This window comes from Psychrobacter sp. PP-21 (genome assembly GCF_033790785.1).
Lineage (GTDB): Bacteria > Pseudomonadota > Gammaproteobacteria > Pseudomonadales > Moraxellaceae > Psychrobacter.
Genome location: NZ_JAMYEB010000008.1, coordinates 28,778 through 48,470, shown reverse-complemented (window position 1 = coordinate 48,470; position 19,693 = coordinate 28,778). Strand labels below are relative to the sequence as shown.

13 protein-coding genes are annotated in these 19,693 nt (G+C 44.7%); 7 read left to right on the top strand and 6 right to left on the bottom strand.

Annotated features, from left to right (window positions below; genetic code table 11):
* Positions 1-18: 18 nt before the first annotated feature.
* Entirely contained in the window at positions 19-1,311 is a 1,293-nt protein-coding gene (locus NJD71_RS08380; RefSeq protein ID WP_319051516.1) for an HlyD family secretion protein, read from the top strand.
* 130 nt (positions 1,312-1,441) lie between these two features.
* Here NJD71_RS08380 and pdxH read toward each other — a convergent pair whose 3' ends face one another.
* The 5 genes from pdxH to cysS all read right to left on the bottom strand — a co-directional run bounded on the left by pdxH (position 1,442) and on the right by cysS (position 9,117).
* Entirely contained in the window at positions 1,442-2,113 is a 672-nt protein-coding gene (pdxH, locus tag NJD71_RS08375) for a pyridoxamine 5'-phosphate oxidase (RefSeq protein WP_319051572.1), read from the bottom strand.
* A gap of 69 nt (positions 2,114-2,182) precedes the next feature.
* Positions 2,183-3,550: a phosphoglucosamine mutase gene (gene glmM / locus NJD71_RS08370; protein WP_319051515.1), complete on the bottom strand. Its 1,368-nt coding sequence runs from the start codon at positions 3,548-3,550 to the stop codon at positions 2,183-2,185.
* A 195-nt stretch (positions 3,551-3,745) separates the two neighbouring features.
* A complete protein-coding gene (gene guaB, locus NJD71_RS08365; protein ID WP_319051514.1) occupies positions 3,746-5,218 on the bottom strand; it encodes an IMP dehydrogenase in 1,473 nt (490 codons plus the stop codon).
* A gap of 268 nt (positions 5,219-5,486) precedes the next feature.
* Positions 5,487-7,502: a mechanosensitive ion channel family protein gene (locus NJD71_RS08360; RefSeq protein ID WP_319051513.1), complete on the bottom strand. Its 2,016-nt coding sequence runs from the start codon at positions 7,500-7,502 to the stop codon at positions 5,487-5,489.
* 154 nt (positions 7,503-7,656) lie between these two features.
* Positions 7,657-9,117, bottom strand: a complete 1,461-nt coding sequence (cysS, locus tag NJD71_RS08355; protein WP_319051512.1) for a cysteine--tRNA ligase — start codon at positions 9,115-9,117, stop codon at positions 7,657-7,659.
* A 225-nt stretch (positions 9,118-9,342) separates the two neighbouring features.
* On the opposite strand from cysS, the gene NJD71_RS08350 reads away from it, so the two are divergent.
* Positions 9,343-9,936, top strand: a complete 594-nt coding sequence (locus NJD71_RS08350; RefSeq protein ID WP_319051511.1) for a cob(I)yrinic acid a,c-diamide adenosyltransferase — start codon at positions 9,343-9,345, stop codon at positions 9,934-9,936.
* Positions 9,937-10,110: 174 nt separating this feature from the next.
* On the opposite strand, the gene NJD71_RS08345 is transcribed toward NJD71_RS08350, so the two are convergent.
* Positions 10,111-11,058, bottom strand: coding sequence for a hypothetical protein (locus NJD71_RS08345; RefSeq protein WP_319051510.1), 948 nt, complete (start codon positions 11,056-11,058; stop codon positions 10,111-10,113).
* 358 nt (positions 11,059-11,416) lie between these two features.
* Between NJD71_RS08345 and NJD71_RS08340 the strand changes: the two genes are divergently transcribed.
* The 5 genes from NJD71_RS08340 (at position 11,417) to NJD71_RS08320 (ending at position 19,650) form a co-directional block, all read left to right on the top strand.
* Entirely contained in the window at positions 11,417-12,145 is a 729-nt protein-coding gene (locus NJD71_RS08340; protein WP_319051509.1) for a glycerophosphodiester phosphodiesterase, read from the top strand.
* 472 nt (positions 12,146-12,617) lie between these two features.
* A complete protein-coding gene (locus NJD71_RS08335) occupies positions 12,618-13,796 on the top strand; it encodes an acyl-CoA desaturase (protein ID WP_319051571.1) in 1,179 nt (392 codons plus the stop codon).
* A gap of 350 nt (positions 13,797-14,146) precedes the next feature.
* Entirely contained in the window at positions 14,147-15,613 is a 1,467-nt protein-coding gene (locus NJD71_RS08330; protein ID WP_319051508.1) for a protein adenylyltransferase SelO, read from the top strand.
* Between the two features lie 348 nt (positions 15,614-15,961).
* Positions 15,962-18,280 (top strand): NADP-dependent malic enzyme, encoded by a 2,319-nt coding sequence (locus NJD71_RS08325; RefSeq protein ID WP_319051507.1) that lies wholly within the window; start codon positions 15,962-15,964, stop codon positions 18,278-18,280.
* Positions 18,281-18,468: 188 nt separating this feature from the next.
* Complete coding sequence (locus tag NJD71_RS08320) at positions 18,469-19,650, top strand: tRNA nucleotidyltransferase (RefSeq protein ID WP_319051506.1); 1,182 nt, start codon at positions 18,469-18,471, stop codon at positions 19,648-19,650.
* Positions 19,651-19,693 lie beyond the last annotated feature (43 nt).

Sequence of the window (19,693 nt, the reverse complement as noted above, 5' to 3'; positions counted from 1 at the left end):
AAAACTTAGGAGTACGTCATGAGCCAAAAAAAACCAGATGAGCTTAACCAAACCTCTCAGGCGTCTACTGGTGCTCCAGCAACAGATACACATATAGCATCGTCTTCTACTCAAGCACAGACGACCACAGATGCAACACAAACAACAGCAAATTCTGATATACCAAATAGCAATAATACGACAGCAGACGCTACAGAAAACCCAGCAGATAGCATTCAGACACCCATGCCAACAAAAGAGCCCATTACAGACACCACTGGATGGTCACCTAAGAAAAAATCCTATCTGAATTTAGCGTTTTTGATCGTGCTGATTGTCATAGGTGTGGCATTGATATTGTATGCGTGGAAGCTCCCCCCATTTACACCTACCACGCAACAGACCAATAATGCTTTTGTCAAAGGTCAGACAACCATTATCAGCCCGCAAGTTTCTGGTTATGTCACTCAAGTGGCAGTGGAAGATTTTGCTAATGTGAAGGCAGGTGATTTACTGATAAAAATAGATGACCGAACGTTTCAGCAGCAGCTCGAACAAGCCCAAGCCAACACTGAAGTCGCTGTCACTAACCGCGCTACTAATGATCAAGATACACAATCGAGTCAAGCACAGATTGAAGCACGCAGAGCGGATGTATACAGTGCCAAAATCAATGTAGAGAGTGCTCGTGAAGACGTCAATCGCTACCAAGGTTTAGATGCTATTGGCGCTGTATCAAAAGCAGAAGTGGCTCATATCAAAGCACAACTTGCCCAAGCACAGGCAAGTATGCAACAAGCAGAAGCAAACCTACAAGCTGCGCAGGAAAATCGAGCAAAAACCAGTGGCAGTCGACCTTCATTGGATGCGAACATCAAAAATGCGGAAGCAGGCGTCAAGCAAGCCAGAATCAATCTAGACAATACTATTATTACAGCACCTGAAGCGGGTCAGCTGAGCCAAGTCAGTGTTAAAGAAGGTCAGTACGTTAGCGCAGGTACTCAGCTCATGTATATCGTACCGAAAGGCATTTGGATTATTGCAAATTTCAAAGAAACTCAGATTGCCAGTATGGCAGTCGGTAAACCTGCAACCATTCATGTCGATGCGCTTGGCGGTGCCAAATTTACGGGGCACGTAAGCAACATCTCACCAGCGACTGGCAGCGAGTTTAGTGCAGGTGCGGCTAATCCTGCGACGGGTAACTATATAAAAGTAGCTCAGCGTATCCCTGTACGGATAGACTTAGACCAAAATCAGCCTGAACTTGCACGGTTGCGTCCTGGGATGTCAGTCTCCGTTGATGTCGATACTGATGCCGATGCTAAATAGAAAGTTAAATAAAATATAATACCGAATAAGCTAAATAATTAATGCAAAAAAGCCACTCTAGATACCAAAGAAACTGGGTTTAGAATGGCTTTTTTATTTTTGTATAGTCTATAGTGTGAAACCCTAGCAACTATGGTAGCAAACGCTTGGTTGTCCAACCTGTATTACCTTCGTGACCTTTACTATCGTCGCCGCCACTCTGCGTATATATGATTCGATCGTGCATACGATTGGCGCGGCCTTGCCAAAACTCAACCTTCTCAACCGTAATCTCATAACCACCCCAAAACGCTGGCGTCGGTACCGTAGTATTGGTTGGATGTTTTTCTTGAAGTTGTTCAAACGTTTGCTCCATGACCTCACGATTGGCAACTTCACCACTTTGCGGTTGACTGACCCACGCACCTACTTGGCTATCGTGCGGGCGTTTTTGAAAGTAGCTCGCAGATTTATCAGCATCAATCTTAGCAATAGGACCACTGATACGAATCTGACGCTCGAGCTCGTGCCAAAAAAACAGCACCTCTGCATTGGGATTCTCTGCAATATCCTGTCCCTTAGCGCTTTCGTAATTGGTATAAAAGACAATACCGGTATCGGTAATCTCGCGCAATAAAACGATACGTACGCTAGGCTTATTATCTACGCCGCATGTCGCTAGGCTCATTGCATAAGGCTCTTGTACCTTTTGAGCGAGCGCCTCATCCATCCACCCCTTAAAAAGCTCAAATGGTGATGCTGGTACTGACTGTTGATCAAGCTCGCCTTTCTCGTATGAGAGGCGTTGGTCGGTAAAATCCATACTCATGATCATTCCCTATTATAGAATTCTGATGTCATTATTTTAGTAATTGTTAGCTCAGTATTGATTTTAACCCAATACTGACCTGATCTGATCAGCCAAATCATTTGCCATTACGTCACATTCTATTTCGTCATCTGACTCGACCATGACTCGAATCATAGGTTCAGTACCTGATTGGCGAATGAGTAGACGGCCACGGCCTTCTAAGGTTGCTTGAGCTTTGTCAAAAGCAGCAACCAGTTCTTCATACTGAAATGGGTCTTGCATCTGAGACAGTCGCACATTGACTAGCTTTTGCGGCAGTACCTCAAAACCCTCAACAAGCTCACTTAGAGCACGTCCTCGTGCCTGCATCACCGCTAATACTTGTAAACCTGCAATGATGGCGTCCCCTGTTCTGCTCTTATCTAGACATAAAATATGACCAGATGGCTCGCCGCCCAATATCCAGCCATTGGCTTCCAAGTCCTGCATTACATAGCGATCGCCTACTTTTGCACGGGTAAACTCAATGTCTGCCGCTTTTAGCGCCAACTCTAACCCCATGTTACTCATAAGCGTACCAACGACACCTTTAACTTTGTTTGTCGCTTGGGTTGCAAGCACATACAAAATACCATCACCATCGATTAGATTACCCATCTCATCGACCATCAAAATACGGTCACCATCCCCATCTAATGCGATACCGACATCTGCTTCATGCTTGAGTACTGCTTTTTGTAGGCCTTCAGGATGCGTAGAACCACAATCAGCATTGATATTAATACCATCAGGTGTGTTATTAATAGCGATAACAGTGGCGCCCAGCTCACGCATTACTCTAGGCGCTACGCTATAACCTGCTCCATTGGCACAATCAACCACGATGGTTAAATGACTAAGATCATACTGATAAGGGAAGCTGCCTTTACAGAACTCGATATATCGACCTTTTGCATCATTGATGCGATTGTTTTTACCCAGCTGCGAAGGATCGATGATAGGCATAGTGACATCATTGCCATTAGCGCTACTCATAATGGCTGTCAGCTTGTCATTGATAGACGCTTGCATCTCATCACTGATTTTTTTACCGTTACCAGAAAAGAATTTGATGCCATTGTCATAATAAGGATTATGTGAGGCTGAAATAACAACGCCAGCATAAGCATTGAAGCTGCGAGTTAAATGGGCGATAGCAGGCGTCGGTAGTGGACCGAGCATATGAACGTCAACACCAGCCGCATTGAACCCTGCCTGCAATGCGCCTTCAATAACATAACCTGAGAGACGAGTATCTTTTCCAATGACCACACTTGGTTTGCGCGCAGGGTTTTCATTATTTTCTATGAGAACCAGTCCCGTGACATAACCCAGCTTTAGGATAAAATCAGGTGTAATGGGCAACTCGCCAAATTTTCCACGGATACCATCAGTACCAAAATAACTCATTATGTCTCTTCCTCAAGTCCAAAATAAAAGGCCTAACGTATATGTAGGCAAAATCATTATTGTAATAATCTGTTTTGTATTTTACAAAAAAAACAGCCAACAATAACAAAGCATTGTTGGCTGTTTGTATCTCAAGACCACTGTAGCCCTTAAACTGGGCTGGTTTTGAGACCGTATAGGACTATAGAGTAGCGTTTAGCTTACTCGGTAGTTCGGCGCTTCTTTAGTAATCTGCACATCATGAACATGTGACTCTTTCATACCTGCTGAGGTTACTTTGATAAACTGTGGATTGGTACGCATATCTTCGATAGTCGCTGAGCCTGTATAACCCATAGATGAGCGCAGACCACCAACCAACTGATTGACAATACCGGCGACTGGGCCTTTATAAGGGACGCGACCCTCGATACCCTCTGGCACCAGTTTTTCTACGCCATCTTTGGCGTCTTGGAAATAACGGTCTGATGAGCCGTTTGATCCTGACATCGCGCCCAAGCTACCCATACCGCGGTAAGCTTTGTAATAGCGACCTTGGAACAGCTCAACTTCACCTGGTGCTTCTTCTGTACCTGCCATGAGCGACCCAACCATGATGCATGATGCACCAGCAGCGATGGCTTTTGCCATATCGCCTGAATAGCGGATACCGCCGTCAGCAATCAGTGGGATGCTATCTTTCAGTGCACTAGCGACGTTATCAATAGCAGAGATCTGCGGTACGCCAATACCAGCAATAATTCGCGTGGTACAGATAGAACCAGGACCGATACCAACTTTTACGGCATCAGCGCCTGCATCACGTAGGGCTATTGCTGCTTCACCAGTTGCAATGTTGCCGCCGATAACTTGAACGTGCGGATAGTTCTTTTTGATCCATGATACTTTATCGATCACGCCTTTTGAGTGACCATGTGCTGTATCAACAACGATCACGTCGACGTCAGCTGCGATCAATGCTTCGACACGTGCTTGTGTGTCTGCACCAGTACCAACCGCGGCACCAACACGCAGACGACCTTGGTCATCTTTGCACGCATTTGGGTTGTTTTCAGCTTTGGCAAAGTCATTGACCGTAATCAAACCACGCAAACGGAAGTTATCATCAATCACGATAACTTTTTCGATGCGGTGTTCGTGGAGTAATCTTTTGATGTTTTCGTTACTCTCGCCTTCTTGTACCGTTACCAGCTGCTCTTTTGGCGTCATGATCTGGCTAACTGGTAGTGAGAGGTTGGTTTCAAAGCGCCAGTCTCTGTGAGTGACGATACCCACAACATTATCTGTGCCTTTTTCGACGACAGGGACACCTGAGATATTATTATCTTGTGTCAAACGCAGTAGTTCACCAATCGTCATCTCTGGGTGTACAGTGATAGGATCAACAACGGTACCCGCTTCAAATTTTTTGACACGGCGTACTTGTGTGGCTTGCTTTTCAATGTCCATGCTCTTGTGCAAGATACCCATGCCACCAAGCTGTGCCATTGTAATCGCCATTTCAGACTCAGTCACGGTATCCATCGCCGCAGAGATAAGCGGAAGATTAAGTGTGATGTTTTTGGTCAAACGAGTAGAAAGATCAGCAGTCTTTGGCAGAACTTCCGAATAGGCTGGCAATAGTAAAACGTCATCAAAGGTTAAGGCTTCATCGACAATTCGCAACATACAGACCCCTAGTGGTGGTTATTTTGATGGGTAGGAATTCATGGCTTAACATATCAGTCGTTGCAGCTGCCTGCGCAGTGTCGACTCATCGCTATCCACTCAGTTATCCTATAAAAATAACGCCATATTATAACAAATAAGCACCTCTCTGACATAGTCTATTTGTCAGATTATTTTACATAAATGAGTCTTTTTATATTGATAGACAAACTGTGCAACATTTGCCTATCAATAAGTACTGTATACCCTCGATGAGTTTTTTCTAAAGCTACTCACCTGATTTTAAGGTAAAACGCTCTGTCGGTAGGTACGCGTTTTGCTGCTCATATAAGTAACCAAGCATTTTCTCTCGTACTTCACAAGCAAGCGTCCACGCCTCTATAGGACCTACTCCTGCAACTGCACCGCGCAGCTGAACGGTATTCTCTGTTACATCAACGACAAATATTTCAGGCTCAGTATCTCCATCCCAAAGCTCATTGTCTTTGGTCACCGATATAAAATGCTGCCGAATAGCCTCAATATCTGCGCCATAATCGATGTATAAGAATACCGGACAAGTCTGATGCACTTCGGTATGGGACCAGTTCTCTACTTTTTCGGTGATCAACTCACGCATCGGTACGATCAATCGACGTTCATCCCAAGTCTTGAGCACCGCATAAGTGTAACGCAAGTCTTCGACGGTACTAAAATTACCATCCATGATCACACTATCACCAATTCGTACAGGCTGCGTCACCGCCACCTGTACCCCGGCGATAATGTTGCCAAGTATGGGCTGTGCGGCGATACCAAGCACCACGCCCGCAATACCAGCCGAGGTCAGTAATGTTTTGCCAAGCCCTTCCATATTGGCAAATTCACTCAAACCTATCCAAATACTCCCCAATACCATGACAAATATAAAGACACGGCGAAATATCGATACATAGGTGCGACGACGACGAACTTTGTCAAAGTGCTCCTCTGCCAAGTTTTCGATCTGTAAGTCTTGATAGCGATTTGCAAAAAAATTGATAACACGTATACCAAGCCACATGGCACTCAGTACCAGTCCAGTCCAAATTAGAGGGCGGATGGAGGATGCGACGGCATCTAGATAAGGAAATCCACCAGATACTAAGGTAAAAACGAGTGAAAAACTGATGGTAAATGTCAATGGTACTGTTAACTTGTTGACCAAGTCAGTCACACCATTAGCACTATTGGTGTACTTGTTATATTTCTCCTCATCGACATATCGATTGATGAGCTTTCCTGTGCCTTTACTCAGTAACCACCCTAAACCCATGGTCAATAAGAAAAAGAGCACTAGCGATAAAAACTCCCATAGCGCAATCCCAAAAAACTTTAGTTTTAACCAAATAGGTAGATAGCGCTCAAACTCTGCTGGATGATACTGTTCATACAGATTTTCGATATTGCCAACGGTTTGCGCAGAGAACACCCATGTTGGCGCTTGATCTTCTACTCGTACCCGCTCCAAATGAATGGGCACTCGGCGCTCTCGATATTCAATATAGCCAAGTTGAATCGAGCGCCTAGGAATACCCATGACGCTGCTACCATTGCCAAGCGGCGGCTCAATCAAACCATCGGGGCGATCTGGCATATCATCGAACACATATAGCTCTTTTTGAGTGAGCAGATAATCCAGTTGCTTGGTCAGATCAAGCGCACGGCTGCGCTGATCTTGCTCATCAATCAAATTCATGTTGAGTGCGTAAGCTGCCAAGTCATACTGCTGCTTCATTACTGCCGACTGGAAAAACTCCAAGGTTGCGAGTGGTGTCGCCAGATTGGGCGGCTTGTCTAGAGGTGGTAGTCCTTCATTGATGGTGTTGAGCAAATAGTAATTTGCGTTATATTCACCCGTGAGTCCAGTATCGCCTTGCAGTGTGCCCGCTTGCTGTACTGCGCTACGCTCTGTCGGGTCAAATATCTCTTCGCTGATATCGGAGAGATTGACGCTAGTACTTTTGACCGTGTTTACCTGTTGGACAGCATATTCCGCTAGATTGTCCGGCTTACTAATTTCTTGCGAATGATTCTGTTCACTGCCGCTTGTTTCAGCATTAGTGTCTGCTGCATTGGCAGGTATATGAAGGGCACTGATGGCTATAATAAAAAAACCTAATATAGTTTTTAGTGCATGATGGTGAGCATTAGGGCGCTCTGTATTGTGCCGATCTATATTGCGGTGCTCTATATGTCGACTCCTATGGCTTACAGCCGGTGCAGCAACAAGAGCATCAACGGTAGTATTTTTTAGAGTAGTCATATTTCAAAGCCAGTAGTCTAAAATGGAAGTGAGTATAAAAGTTGCATTTGATATGCTTTAACCTAATCTAGTGTACAAAAAAAAGCCAGCACAGCGCTGACTTAATTTACAACTATATTCTCACTATTTAAATTATAAATGGTAACTGCTCAATTTAGGCACGGCGCCACGTCGTCCCAGCGCGACTGTCTTCAAGCTCAATGCCAGCATCTTTTAACTGCTCACGAATCTCATCAGCACGTGCAAAATTTTTGCCCGCTTTGGCATCTGCGCGTTCGATGATTAGCCCATCAATAACCGCATCACTCAGACCATCTTCTGCCTGATCACCAATCACCGCTTGCAAAAACTGCTGCACTGGCTGTTGCAGGATATTCAATACCTGCGCTAGTGTTTTTAATTGCTGCGCTAACTGCCATGCTGTGTCTATGTCTTCCGCTTTGATGGCTTTGTTGATATCGCGGGCGAGACCAAACAAGACGCTGATTGCCGTCGAGCTATTGAAGTCATCATTCATTGCTTTGATAAAGTGTTGACCCGCGTCACTACCGTATGCGCTAACAACCAAGTCTGCATCTACTACGATTGTCTGCTCTTTTCGTTGTTCAGCTAATTTTAATGCGTTGTATAGCCTACTTAGGCTATTATGTGCTTCATCCAAAGCACTATCAGAGAAATTGACTTGGCTACGGTAATGACTAGACAACAAAAAGAACCTTACCGTCTCTGGTAAGTACTTTGCCATCACGTCACGAATGGTAAAGAAGTTGCCTAATGATTTAGACATCTTTTCGCCATCAACATTGATAAAACCAACATGCATCCAGTTGCGTGCATATTCGCAGCCAGTTGCTGCCTCAGACTGCGCGATCTCGTTTTCATGATGCGGGAATTGCAAATCATGGCCACCACCATGAATATCAAAAGTATTACCTAAGCATTTAGTCGACATAGCCGAGCATTCAATATGCCACCCTGGGCGCCCCTGTCCCCACGGTGAAGCCCACTGCGGCTCGTCAGGCTTGGCAGCTTTCCACAATACAAAATCAAATGGGTTACGCTTGTCGTTTTCGACATCTACTCGTGATCCTGCCTGCATATCGTCGAGATTACGTTTAGATAGCTTGCCATAGTCTGCAAAACTATCGACAGCATAATAGACATCGCCATTATCACCGGCATACGCATAGTCACTAGTGACGAGCGTTTCAATCATTTGCTGCATGTCATCGATATGATCAGTTGCGCGTGGCTCAGCATCTGGCATCTCGCAGCCGAGCGCCGTCGCATCTTCATGCATTGCCGTAATAAAACGCTGCGTTAATACGCCAATCTCTTCGCCATTCTCAGCGGCGCGCGCGATGATCTTGTCATCGATATCGGTAATGTTACGCACATAGTTTACGTCGTAACCCAATTGCGCCAACCAACGCACCGCCATATCAAACCCGACCATCACACGAGCATGTCCGATATGGCAATAATCATAGACGGTCATACCACACACATACATGCCCACCTGCCCTGCTTTGAGCGGTTCAAACTGACGTTTGCCGCTAGTCAGTGAGTCATATATGGACAGTTGAGACATCGCATCTGTAAGTGGTGTGGTCATAGTAAGAGAACCTTTTAGCATAAATAAAATAGAGAAATTAAAGATATCGGCTGCAGCGAACGAATTCAGCCATAGCGATAGTATGATTATAATTGTCAAAAATTAACGACGGTTAATACCGAAATATAAAACGTAACCCATTATCTTAGCGAAAACAGGCGTAAAATACTACAATGAGCATGCAACTACCACCCTTCAATGACAAAAACTACTAAGGATATAAAGATGGGCAATCGCTTAAGCAAAATATATACACGTACTGGAGATGACGGCAGCACTGGTATGGCTGATGGTAGTCGGCTCAGCAAAGCTGACAATCTATTCAGCGTTATGGGTGATATCGATGAGCTCAACTCACACATCGGTCTGGTACGCGCACAATTACAACAAAGTAAAGACCAGTCTATTAGCGAGGAATTCTCTCAGTCCCTAGTCATTATCCAGCACTTGTTGTTCAATATCGGCGGTGAGCTTGCTATGCCAGAGTACGAAGGTGTCAGCGCCATGCATATCGAATGGCTCGAGCAAAAAATCGATACGATGAATAGCACGTTACCACCGCTAAAAGATTTTATTTTGCCGACAGGTTCTGTACTGGTGAGCCAACTGCATGTGGCACGTAGTGTCTGTCGCCGTGCTGAACGCCAAGCCGTATTATTAAAAGAGCAGCGCCCGTCTGCTATACGCAACACTGCCATTAGCTTTATCAATCGCCTATCGGACTGGCTATTCGTCGCGGCGCGCTTCTGTACAGACCCAGAACAAGTCTCTGAAGTACTGTGGGACAGTAAAGTGTTGCAGCATTTTTCTGAAAATTGATGAAAACCACTAAAAATCATTAGCTATCACTAACTGATTAGACCGACCCTCAGTTTATTATTTGAATACTCACAAAAAACCCCGCAACATTATTATTGCGGGGTTTTTTACTCAACGATAGTTATTAACCACCTGTTGTAAGCTGCTGATAAAATTAGACATAAAGCAAACTGATTAATACGTAGCGCTCTCGTCTTCAATAATGACCATGTCGATAGTTTCATCTTTAGGCACTACTTTTGGCGTCGTTGGCGTTACTGGTTTGCTCGTCTCAGTAGGAGCGGAAGGCTGATTATTCTCTGCTGAGTTGTTTTGGCTGCTAGCAGGTTTGTTAATGGTCGGCGGCGTGGCAGGCTGAGTCGGGCGAATTGGCTCAACGGGTGTTACTGTTCTTGGCTGCTGACGAGCTGGTGCTGGCTGCGTGTTCTGTGCAGGTGCAGGACGTTCAGCGGCGCGCTGGGCACGTTGCTCGTCCATAGCGGTTTTTAATACAGACCCTGCCATGACATCTGCAACGACCGTCAGTAACGCAGGCTGTCCAGCGATACGAGTGCGGACTTGCCCGCCTTGTGTACCGACGACATACGTAAAGGCGTCATCGACGAGCATATTATTATTGATACGAATATTATCTTGCGCTAAGCGTGACTGTAGGCTTGGCTGATTATTGGCTGCTTGTATCTGACTGGCTTGGTACAAATCTTCGCTTGGCAGCGTCATGCTGACACTTGCTTGGCAAGTTGTCATGCCATTATCGTTGGCTTGTTGCAAGATAGCTGCGTTCTGCACATCGATGACGATACCATTGGTCTTATCACTGACAACACCGCTTGCTAAACTGACCTCAGCGTCGTTGGCATAGTTGGTAGCCAACGCTTGCGCCTGTTGATTGAGCGTATTTCTGAGCGCAGTTTTGAGGCGATCTTGTACCATTGGGTCATCACAACTGACTGCAGGAGCAACTGCAGCATCGGTGGCCGTTGGCTCTTGTTCCGTCATCTCTGCTGCATCGTCAGTCTCTTCCACCTCTGAGCGATCACAACCGGCAAGCGCCAAACTACATACCAACCCAATTCCAGCTACTTTATGCCACTTGCTCAAACTTACATTTGCTACGCTCATAGTTACTTTACTCCCAATTTACTGGTTCTTACCGCCACTGATGGACAGTGTTTAACACTCAAACGACAGCGTGATTTTATAGACCAATCATGTAGACCAATCACGTTGTCGCGTTGAAAACCACATCATTATACGGTGTTTGGTTGAAATGGTCATTAGTGTAGCCCATGGACATACAAATAGCGCCCCTCATTGTGTGTAAAACCTGTGTTTTGTTGCAAAAACATAACAAATGCCAACGTTGTTTTTCGCTACAGATAATAGATGCAACCAGTATTGGTCATATCAAAGATTTTGTTAGACGCTGCTACTATGACGATATATGATGACTCGTAAGATCCACCAGTAGTCAATTGATATGGTAAATTTTAAAAATACCCGTCTATTAGGTCATCGCGGTGCACGTGGTGAGAGCCTAGAAAACACGTTTTCAGGTTTTGAGTACTCTCAAAATCTGAAAACAAAGGGCCTAGCAGGAGTTGAGTTTGATATACAACTGAACGCTGATGGTCACTTAATTGTGTTTCATGACGATGATTTGGAACGAATGTGCGGTCAACAGTCACGTGTGGATCAGCTTGGACTAACAGAGATTCAATGCCGATTGCAGTTTGGTCAGCCCATCATGACTTTGGCGAATATTGCACCGGTGCTTAGCGGGTTTAGTGTGATTGAGCTTGAAATTAAAACTCATAACCGAACCAACTATGCAGTATTGGTTGAAGCACTGGCGCGAGAGCTTATTAATACTACCTTTGCAAACTTACCTATCGTGCTAACGAGCTTTGATATGGAGCTGCATAATCGGTTACAACGTCATAAGTTATTGTCTCATGTGCCGCGAGGGCTCCTTATTCGCACCCCAGAGGCCTTAGCAAGAGCGACCAATACCGCGTTACAACTTGGCTGTATTCAACTGGGGGTTTACTACCCGCTCTTGACCCACGCCATTATCAAGCACAGCCATCGCTATGGTCTGCCTGTAAGCGCTTGGACAGTTAATGACATCAATACTATCGAGCAGCTCATAAAATGGGATACCGATGTTATTATCACTGACTTTCCTAGTCATCTATTGCTGCCTTAAACGGTCTGTTTATTATTTCTAAACCTTCATTGGTAGTTTTTAATAATCTATACAACCAATACATATCTTGCGTGTTAGTTACACTTCTCCTTCATGCCTGATAAGTCACTCTCATTTTTGGACAATACCGTCTATAATTCATACAAGCTATTGTTATTTAGCAATATTTTTATAGTGTATAAGTGTTCACTTTATCTGTTTTTTCAGGTACTATGGGGACTTAAATTAATACCGTTAGGGATATTATATGATTGCAAAAAAAGCACTTGGCTTACCGCTTAAAGGCTTACGTTTCGCTATCAAATCTGGTGATACGCTTGTAAAGACTGCCAGCACTCAAGTAACGCGTTTTAAAACTCGTTTCGATGAGAAAAAAGCGCAAATGGCTTTGGATGAGCAGCCTGTTGCAAAGCGCAATTATGCTAAAGATTCTGAGCAAACTGATGCTATGACAAAAGAGCAAAGCATCGATATGCGCGAGTTTGAGTTTACAAAAGCGCCGATCAATTGGATTCCGGCGACTATTTTGGTAGCGACACCCATTGCCGCTGCTATCATTACGCCATGGTACTTATTTACTCATGACGTGAGTGCACCTGTATGGGGTGTGTTTGGTGCCTTTATGGTATGGACTGGCATGAGTATCACAGCGGGTTACCATCGTTTGCTTGCGCACCGTGCTTACAAAGCGCATCCAATTGTCAGAAACTTTTTATTGCTAGGTTCTACTTTAGCAGTACAGGGCTCTGCGTTTGACTGGGTCTCAGGTCACCGTGTCCACCATCGTCATGTTGATGATCGCTTGGATGATCCGTATTCAGCAAAGCGCGGATTTTGGTTCAGTCATATTGGCTGGATGCTGCGTAACTACCCTAGCGGCAAATTTGATTACAAAAACATTCCTGACTTGACCAAAGATAGAGTCCTACAGATTCAGCATAAATACTATGGTCTGTGGGTCGTGGCTATGAACGTCGGCATGGTTGCCGCTGTTGGTTGGCTACTGGGTGATGTCTGGGGCACATTGGTCATCGCAGGCTTACTACGCTTAGTACTGACGCATCACTTTACGTTCTTTATTAACTCGTTATGCCATATGCTGGGTACTCGTCCTTATACCGATACTAATACGGCTCGTGACAATTTCTTCTTGGCTATCTTTACGTGGGGTGAGGGTTATCACAACTATCATCACTTCTTCCAATACGACTATCGTAATGGCGTGAAATGGTGGCAGTATGATCCAACCAAATGGTTGATTGCTGGTTTGTCAAAGATTGGTCTGACTTCTGATCTTCGTACCGTGGATGACACGACGATCAAGCATGCTGAAGTTCAAATGCAGTTCAAAACGGCGCAGCAGCAAATTGAGACAGCAACCGTAAGCGGTATTGATCTGCCTCATGCGATGAAGAGCTTCCAAGATCGCATTAAGTTTGAATACGATGCTTTCACGCAAACCGTTGAAGAATGGCAAGCGCTAAAAGCCAAAACAATCGAGCTTAAAAAGACAGAATTCGCTGACCGCTTGCACGAAGCTGATGATAAATTGAAGCATGATTATGCTAAGATTGAGCAAAAAATTCTTGAACATAATAGCAACCTCAAAACCGCATTTCGTTCTATTGGTGTTAGTCAAAAGGCCGCTTAAAGTTTAGCCAATCAATCACCAAGTGATTGATTGGCTAAACTGGTACTGACTGATTATTAGTAATGGTACGGTTTCTCCTTCCCCCTATCTTCATAGCTAGGGGGATTTTTTTGTCTGTGATTTATACTTTTTATTCAATGCGCTCCCAAGAGCATAGATGACAGAATGCAATAAGGTGATTAAGTGCAACCGCTCTATCCTGCTAGCTAAGTACTGTATAGACTAAGAATGCTAAATAAGGTTAGTTTTTAGGGCAGAGATTACAAGAGGTGGACAGAGTGCAATGATGACATATAAGAGCTATGTTATAGTGAAACTCTCACTTTTATATTTTAATGGAAACGGCCTGTATGCATTATCAAAATACCTATGCCAACCTCGACACTCGCCTTTATCATGAGCAGCCGCCGACACCACTCGACAACCCACGTGCTGGACACTTCAATGCACAAGTGGCACAGCAATTAGGCTGGGCAGAGAATGACGAGCTGATGACTCACTGGGTGGATATTTTAGGTGGTCAATACGTGCCAGCTGATTTTAAACCATTAGCCATGGCCTATGCAGGCCATCAGTTTGGGCAATGGGCAGGACAATTAGGTGATGGGCGCGGTTTACTAATGGCTCAGGTTCTGGATAATGACGGACAACCACAAGACTTACACCTCAAAGGAGCAGGACTGACTCCCTACTCGCGCATGGGAGATGGACGTGCAGTACTGCGTAGTACGATTCGAGAATATTTGTGTGGTCATGCATTGACCCAGATTGGTATTCCTTCTTCTAATGCTCTGGGTTTTGTGGTCTCTGATACACGAGTACGCCGCGAGCGTATCGAAGCAGGCGCCGCGTTGATGCGTGTCGCTGATAGCCATATCCGTCTTGGTCATGTTGAATGGATTGCAAGCTTTGCGCCTGACTTACTCGGTGAATTTACGGACTATATGATTGATACTTACTATCCAGAGTGCCGGGATAGCGAGACGCCTGTACTGGCGTTTTTGACCGCAGTCGTTGAGCGTACGGCACGTATGATTGCTGACTGGCAACTGATTGGCTTTGCGCATGGCGTGATGAATACAGACAACTTGTCTATTACGGGTAGCACTTTGGATTTTGGGCCTTTTGGGTTTATGGAGCGCTTTAATCCAGCTTGGATCAACAATCACTCTGATCACACGGGTCGCTACGCCTACCAGAACCAGCCTGCTATCGGACATTGGAACCTAAACGTTTGGCTGCCACACTTTATGCGCTTAGAGGGGGTGACTCGTGAGACGCTTGCTGACTGCCTAGGTCCTTACGAATCAACCTTTATGCAGCATTACCAACAAGGCCTGTGCCGCAAGCTTGGGTTACCACACCAACGCGAAAGCCTAGGTTTGGCTTTTGAATGGTTAACACTACTAGAAGATAACTTACTCGACTATACCAATAGCTTTCGCGCTCTACTCGGTCTAATTGCACCAAATGATCATCCATATGAGCAAGACCTACTGGCTAAAATGACCACTGAATTGAGCGCTGATGCGCAGCAGGTCTGGCAGGACTGGTCGATGCGTTATCTGGCACATATCGAGCAGCTACCAGTTGAGCAAGCCATCAACGATATGGAGACCAATAACCCAGTGTACGTACTGCGCAACAGCATGGCGCAGCGGGCTATTACTGCCGCAGAACAAGGGCAATTTGAAGAAGTCGATCGAGTCTTCCGCTTATTAAGCAATCCTTATGACGTTCAGGATATTGCGTCCGATTTAGATACTAATGCACCTGCGCCTGACACGCCGCAGATGCCTATCAGTTGTTCATCTTAGTGGATACATATACTGTAATATTTTGAAACATTATAAAATTATGGTTGATATTACACTGTATTTTTTGGCATTATCAACCAGCTAAATAACGAATATCATTTTATTATATTATTCACACAATTCACCGCTGTTGACTAGGCAGTGAATTACCAATAGTGCTAGAATGACTATTTTTGCTAGATTGCTTTTTTGACTTGATCTTTGATCACCGATCATGATGCCTATGGTCGCTAGTCGTCTAATGTCTTTGTACCCTCTAATTATTATCTTATAGTAATTTTTGAGGGTTAGACGTTATGTTCATCACCATTTAATTTATTCCAATTTATTCCAACCATGGCAATTATTATGAATGACGATACCACTTCGAATACGGATAACCTCAGTACAGAAAAAGAGCAGTTTGAACAAGCTGCCTTACATTACCATGAGTTTCCACGCCCAGGTAAAATATCAGTAACCCCTACTAAGCAGTTAGCTAACCAACGCGATTTAGCACTTGCCTACTCTCCAGGTGTCGCTGTACCGTGTCTTGAAATCCAAAAAGATCCAAAGCTTGCCTCTAAATATACGGCGCGTAACAACTTAGTTGGTGTCATTACTAATGGTACTGCTGTACTCGGTTTGGGTAATATCGGTCCATTGGCATCAAAACCAGTTATGGAAGGTAAAGGCGTTTTATTCAAAAAATTCGCAGGTATCGATGTTTTTGATATTGAAATCGATCAAAACGATCCAGACAAGTTTATTGAAGCGGTTGCCTCGCTTGAGCCTACGTTTGGTGGTATCAACTTAGAAGACATCAAAGCGCCAGAATGCTTCAAAATTGAGCGTGTACTACGTGAACGCATGAACATTCCTGTGTTCCATGATGACCAACATGGTACTTCAATTATTGTTGCCGCAGCAATGCTGAACGCTTTGCTAATCACTGGCAAAAAAATCGAAGACATCAAAGTCGTCTGTTCAGGCGCAGGTGCTGCTGCTATTTCTTGTTTAGATATCATTTGTGCGCTTGGCGTTAATAAAAACAATATCTTGGTGTCAGATTCTCGCGGTATTATTAGTACTAGCCGTGAAAACCTTGACGAAACCAAGCAACGCTACGCTCGTGACACGACAGCTACTGCTATCGAAGAAGTCATGGACGATGTTGATATGTTCCTTGGACTATCCATGCCAGGTACGTTATCAGAAGATATGGTTCGCCGTATGGCAAAAGACCCTATCGTCTTTGCACTTGCTAACCCAACACCTGAAATCATGCCTGAGCTAGCGCACGCTGTGCGTCCAGACGTGATCATGGCGACCGGTCGCTCAGATTATCCAAACCAAGTAAACAACGCGTTGTGCTTCCCATACATCTTCCGCGGTGCATTGGATGTTGGTGCAACTACCGTCAACGAAGAGATGAAAGTAGCCTGTGTAAAAGCAATTGCTGCGATGGCACACGTTGAGGCAACACCAACCACCAACGTCAGAAATATCGAGACCATGAAAAGCTTTGGTCGCGAATACCTGATCCCAGGACCTCTAGAGCCAAACTTAATCATTGAAATCGCCTCTGCTGTTGCCAAAGCAGCGATGGATTCAGGGGTCGCGACACTGCCTATCGAAGATATGAAAGCCTATCGCCAGCGTCTGTCTGAGTTTGTTTACAACTCAGCGTTTGTGATGAAGCCTATCTTTGCGCGTGCTAAATCTGCGCCAAAACGTATCGTGTACTGTGAAGGTGAAGACAACAACATCCTATTAGCCGTACAGGTCGTTGTCGATGAAGGACTGGCTCAACCTATCTTGGTTGGTCGTCCAGCGGTCATTTCAGCCAATATCGAAAAACTTGGTCTACGTCTAAAAGATGGTGTAAATATCACTATCGTTAATCAAGATGATGATCCACGTTACAAAGACTACTGGCAGGGCTACTACGAGAAGAACAAACGTCGCGGTGTGAGTATCGAGCTTGCCCGTCGTGATGTACGCCGTAAAACCACTCTGATCGGCTCTTTGCTGGTTGATAATGGCGACGCTGATGGGATGGTATGTGGTACATTCAGCGATTATCAAATGCATTTAGAATATGTCAAAAACGTCATTGGTAAAAAAGAGGGCGTGAATGATTTCTATGCGATGAATGCGGTATTGATGCAAGATCGTAATATCTTTATTGCTGACACCTATGTGCATGAAGACCCAACCGCTGAGCAGTTGGCTGAAATGACGGTATTGGCAGCAGATCAGTTACGCCGCTTCGGTATCACGCCACGCGTTGCGCTAGTGTCTCATTCTAACTTTGGTGCCTCAAACCGCACCAGCGCTGTCAAAATGCGTAAGGTTCATGAGCTGCTGACTGACATGAATGTAGACTTTGAATTTGAAGGCGAGATGCAAGGTGATTCAGCGTTAAATGAGAATATCCGTCTGAACGATATGCCATCAAGCCCATTAAAAGGTGCTGCAAACTTACTTATTTTGCCAACCCTTGATGCCTCAAATATTGCCTTTAATCTACTTAAAACAGCAACAGGCAGTGCGTCTATTGGTCCTATTCTATTAGGTACGAATAAGCCAGTACATATTTTGACGCCATCAGCTACTGCACGTGGCATCGTCAACATGACTGCATTGACTGTGACTGAAGCGCAAGATCTAGAAAACGAAAAATAGTCGTATACTGTACTTAGTTACCATACATTGCACTTAGTACAAATACATTATTAGAAAGGGCTCTGTCATTTATTGGCAGGGCTCTTTTGTTATAATAAAACCAGTCAGTGCTCGTTCATAGCATTGACTGGTTTTATTATGGTTCGCTATTGAACTGATGATTTACAGTGCAATACAAAGAGGCTTTTATGCAAATCTACCTTGTCGGCGGTGCGGTACGTGATCAACTGCTAAAACGTCCCATCAAAGATAAAGACTTCGTTGTTGTTGGCGCTACTGCCGCAGAGATGCTTGATGCTGGATTTCAGCAAGTAGGTGCTGACTTCCCTGTTTTTTTGCACCCTCGCAGTCATGAGGAATATGCGCTAGCCCGCACGGAGCGCAAACAAGGCTCAGGCTACAAAGGCTTTAGCGTACATGCCAGTCCCGATGTCACCTTAAAAGAAGACCTGCAACGTCGTGACCTAACCATCAATGCCATGGCTATCGAGGTCACTAGTCTCACGGATGACACCCCTATCAGCGGCAACGTCATCGATTACTATGGTGGATTGGAAGACTTAGACAATAAAACCTTACGTCACGTGTCCAGTGCTTTTGGCGAAGATCCATTACGAGTATTAAGAACGGCTCGATTCTATGGACGTTATTACGATTTAGGGTTTATTATCGCGGATGATACTTTAACGCTGATGCATCACTTAGTGAGTTCAGGAGAGCTTGCTCACTTGAGTGCAGAACGCATTTGGCAAGAATCGAGTCGCGCCACCATGCAACTATCACCGCAAGTATACTGGCAGCAGTTGTTTGATATTAGCGGACTCATAGAGCATTTTGCCCCACTACATGATGCTTGGGAAGACACTTGTATACGAGAGACGGTTCAGACTGCCTTGTATTTTGCAGGTCAAATGCGCTTAAACTTATCACAGCGTTGGACGCTATTGATGATAAGTCTTGCCCCTTCACTATTTAAGAGCGAAAACTCTGAATCTGACTTTAACGTATCAACTGCTACAAAAAGCATTAATAGTATCGGTAACACAGCCAAAGTACCCAAAACACATACTCAGTTCGCTACCCTATTTGCGCAGCACGCCAACAAACTACGCGCAATAAGCAGTCTAAGCGCTGCTGACAAGATTGACCTATTGCAAACATGCGGCGCTCACAAGGAGCCAGATAAACTATCGCAATTACTTGTGTGTAGTCATGTCTTACAACTGGCCATACAACATCGTCAAATGATGCTAGCGCTAAATAGCTTTCATGCTATCGGTATGACTGACATTGCCTCAGATCTTAAAGGCCCCGCTATTGGGGCAGCCTTACGCCAAAGTAGGATTGATCACTTACAGGCACACGGCTAATATTAGAACGCACTCAAAACAGTATTCTCATTATGAACAAAGA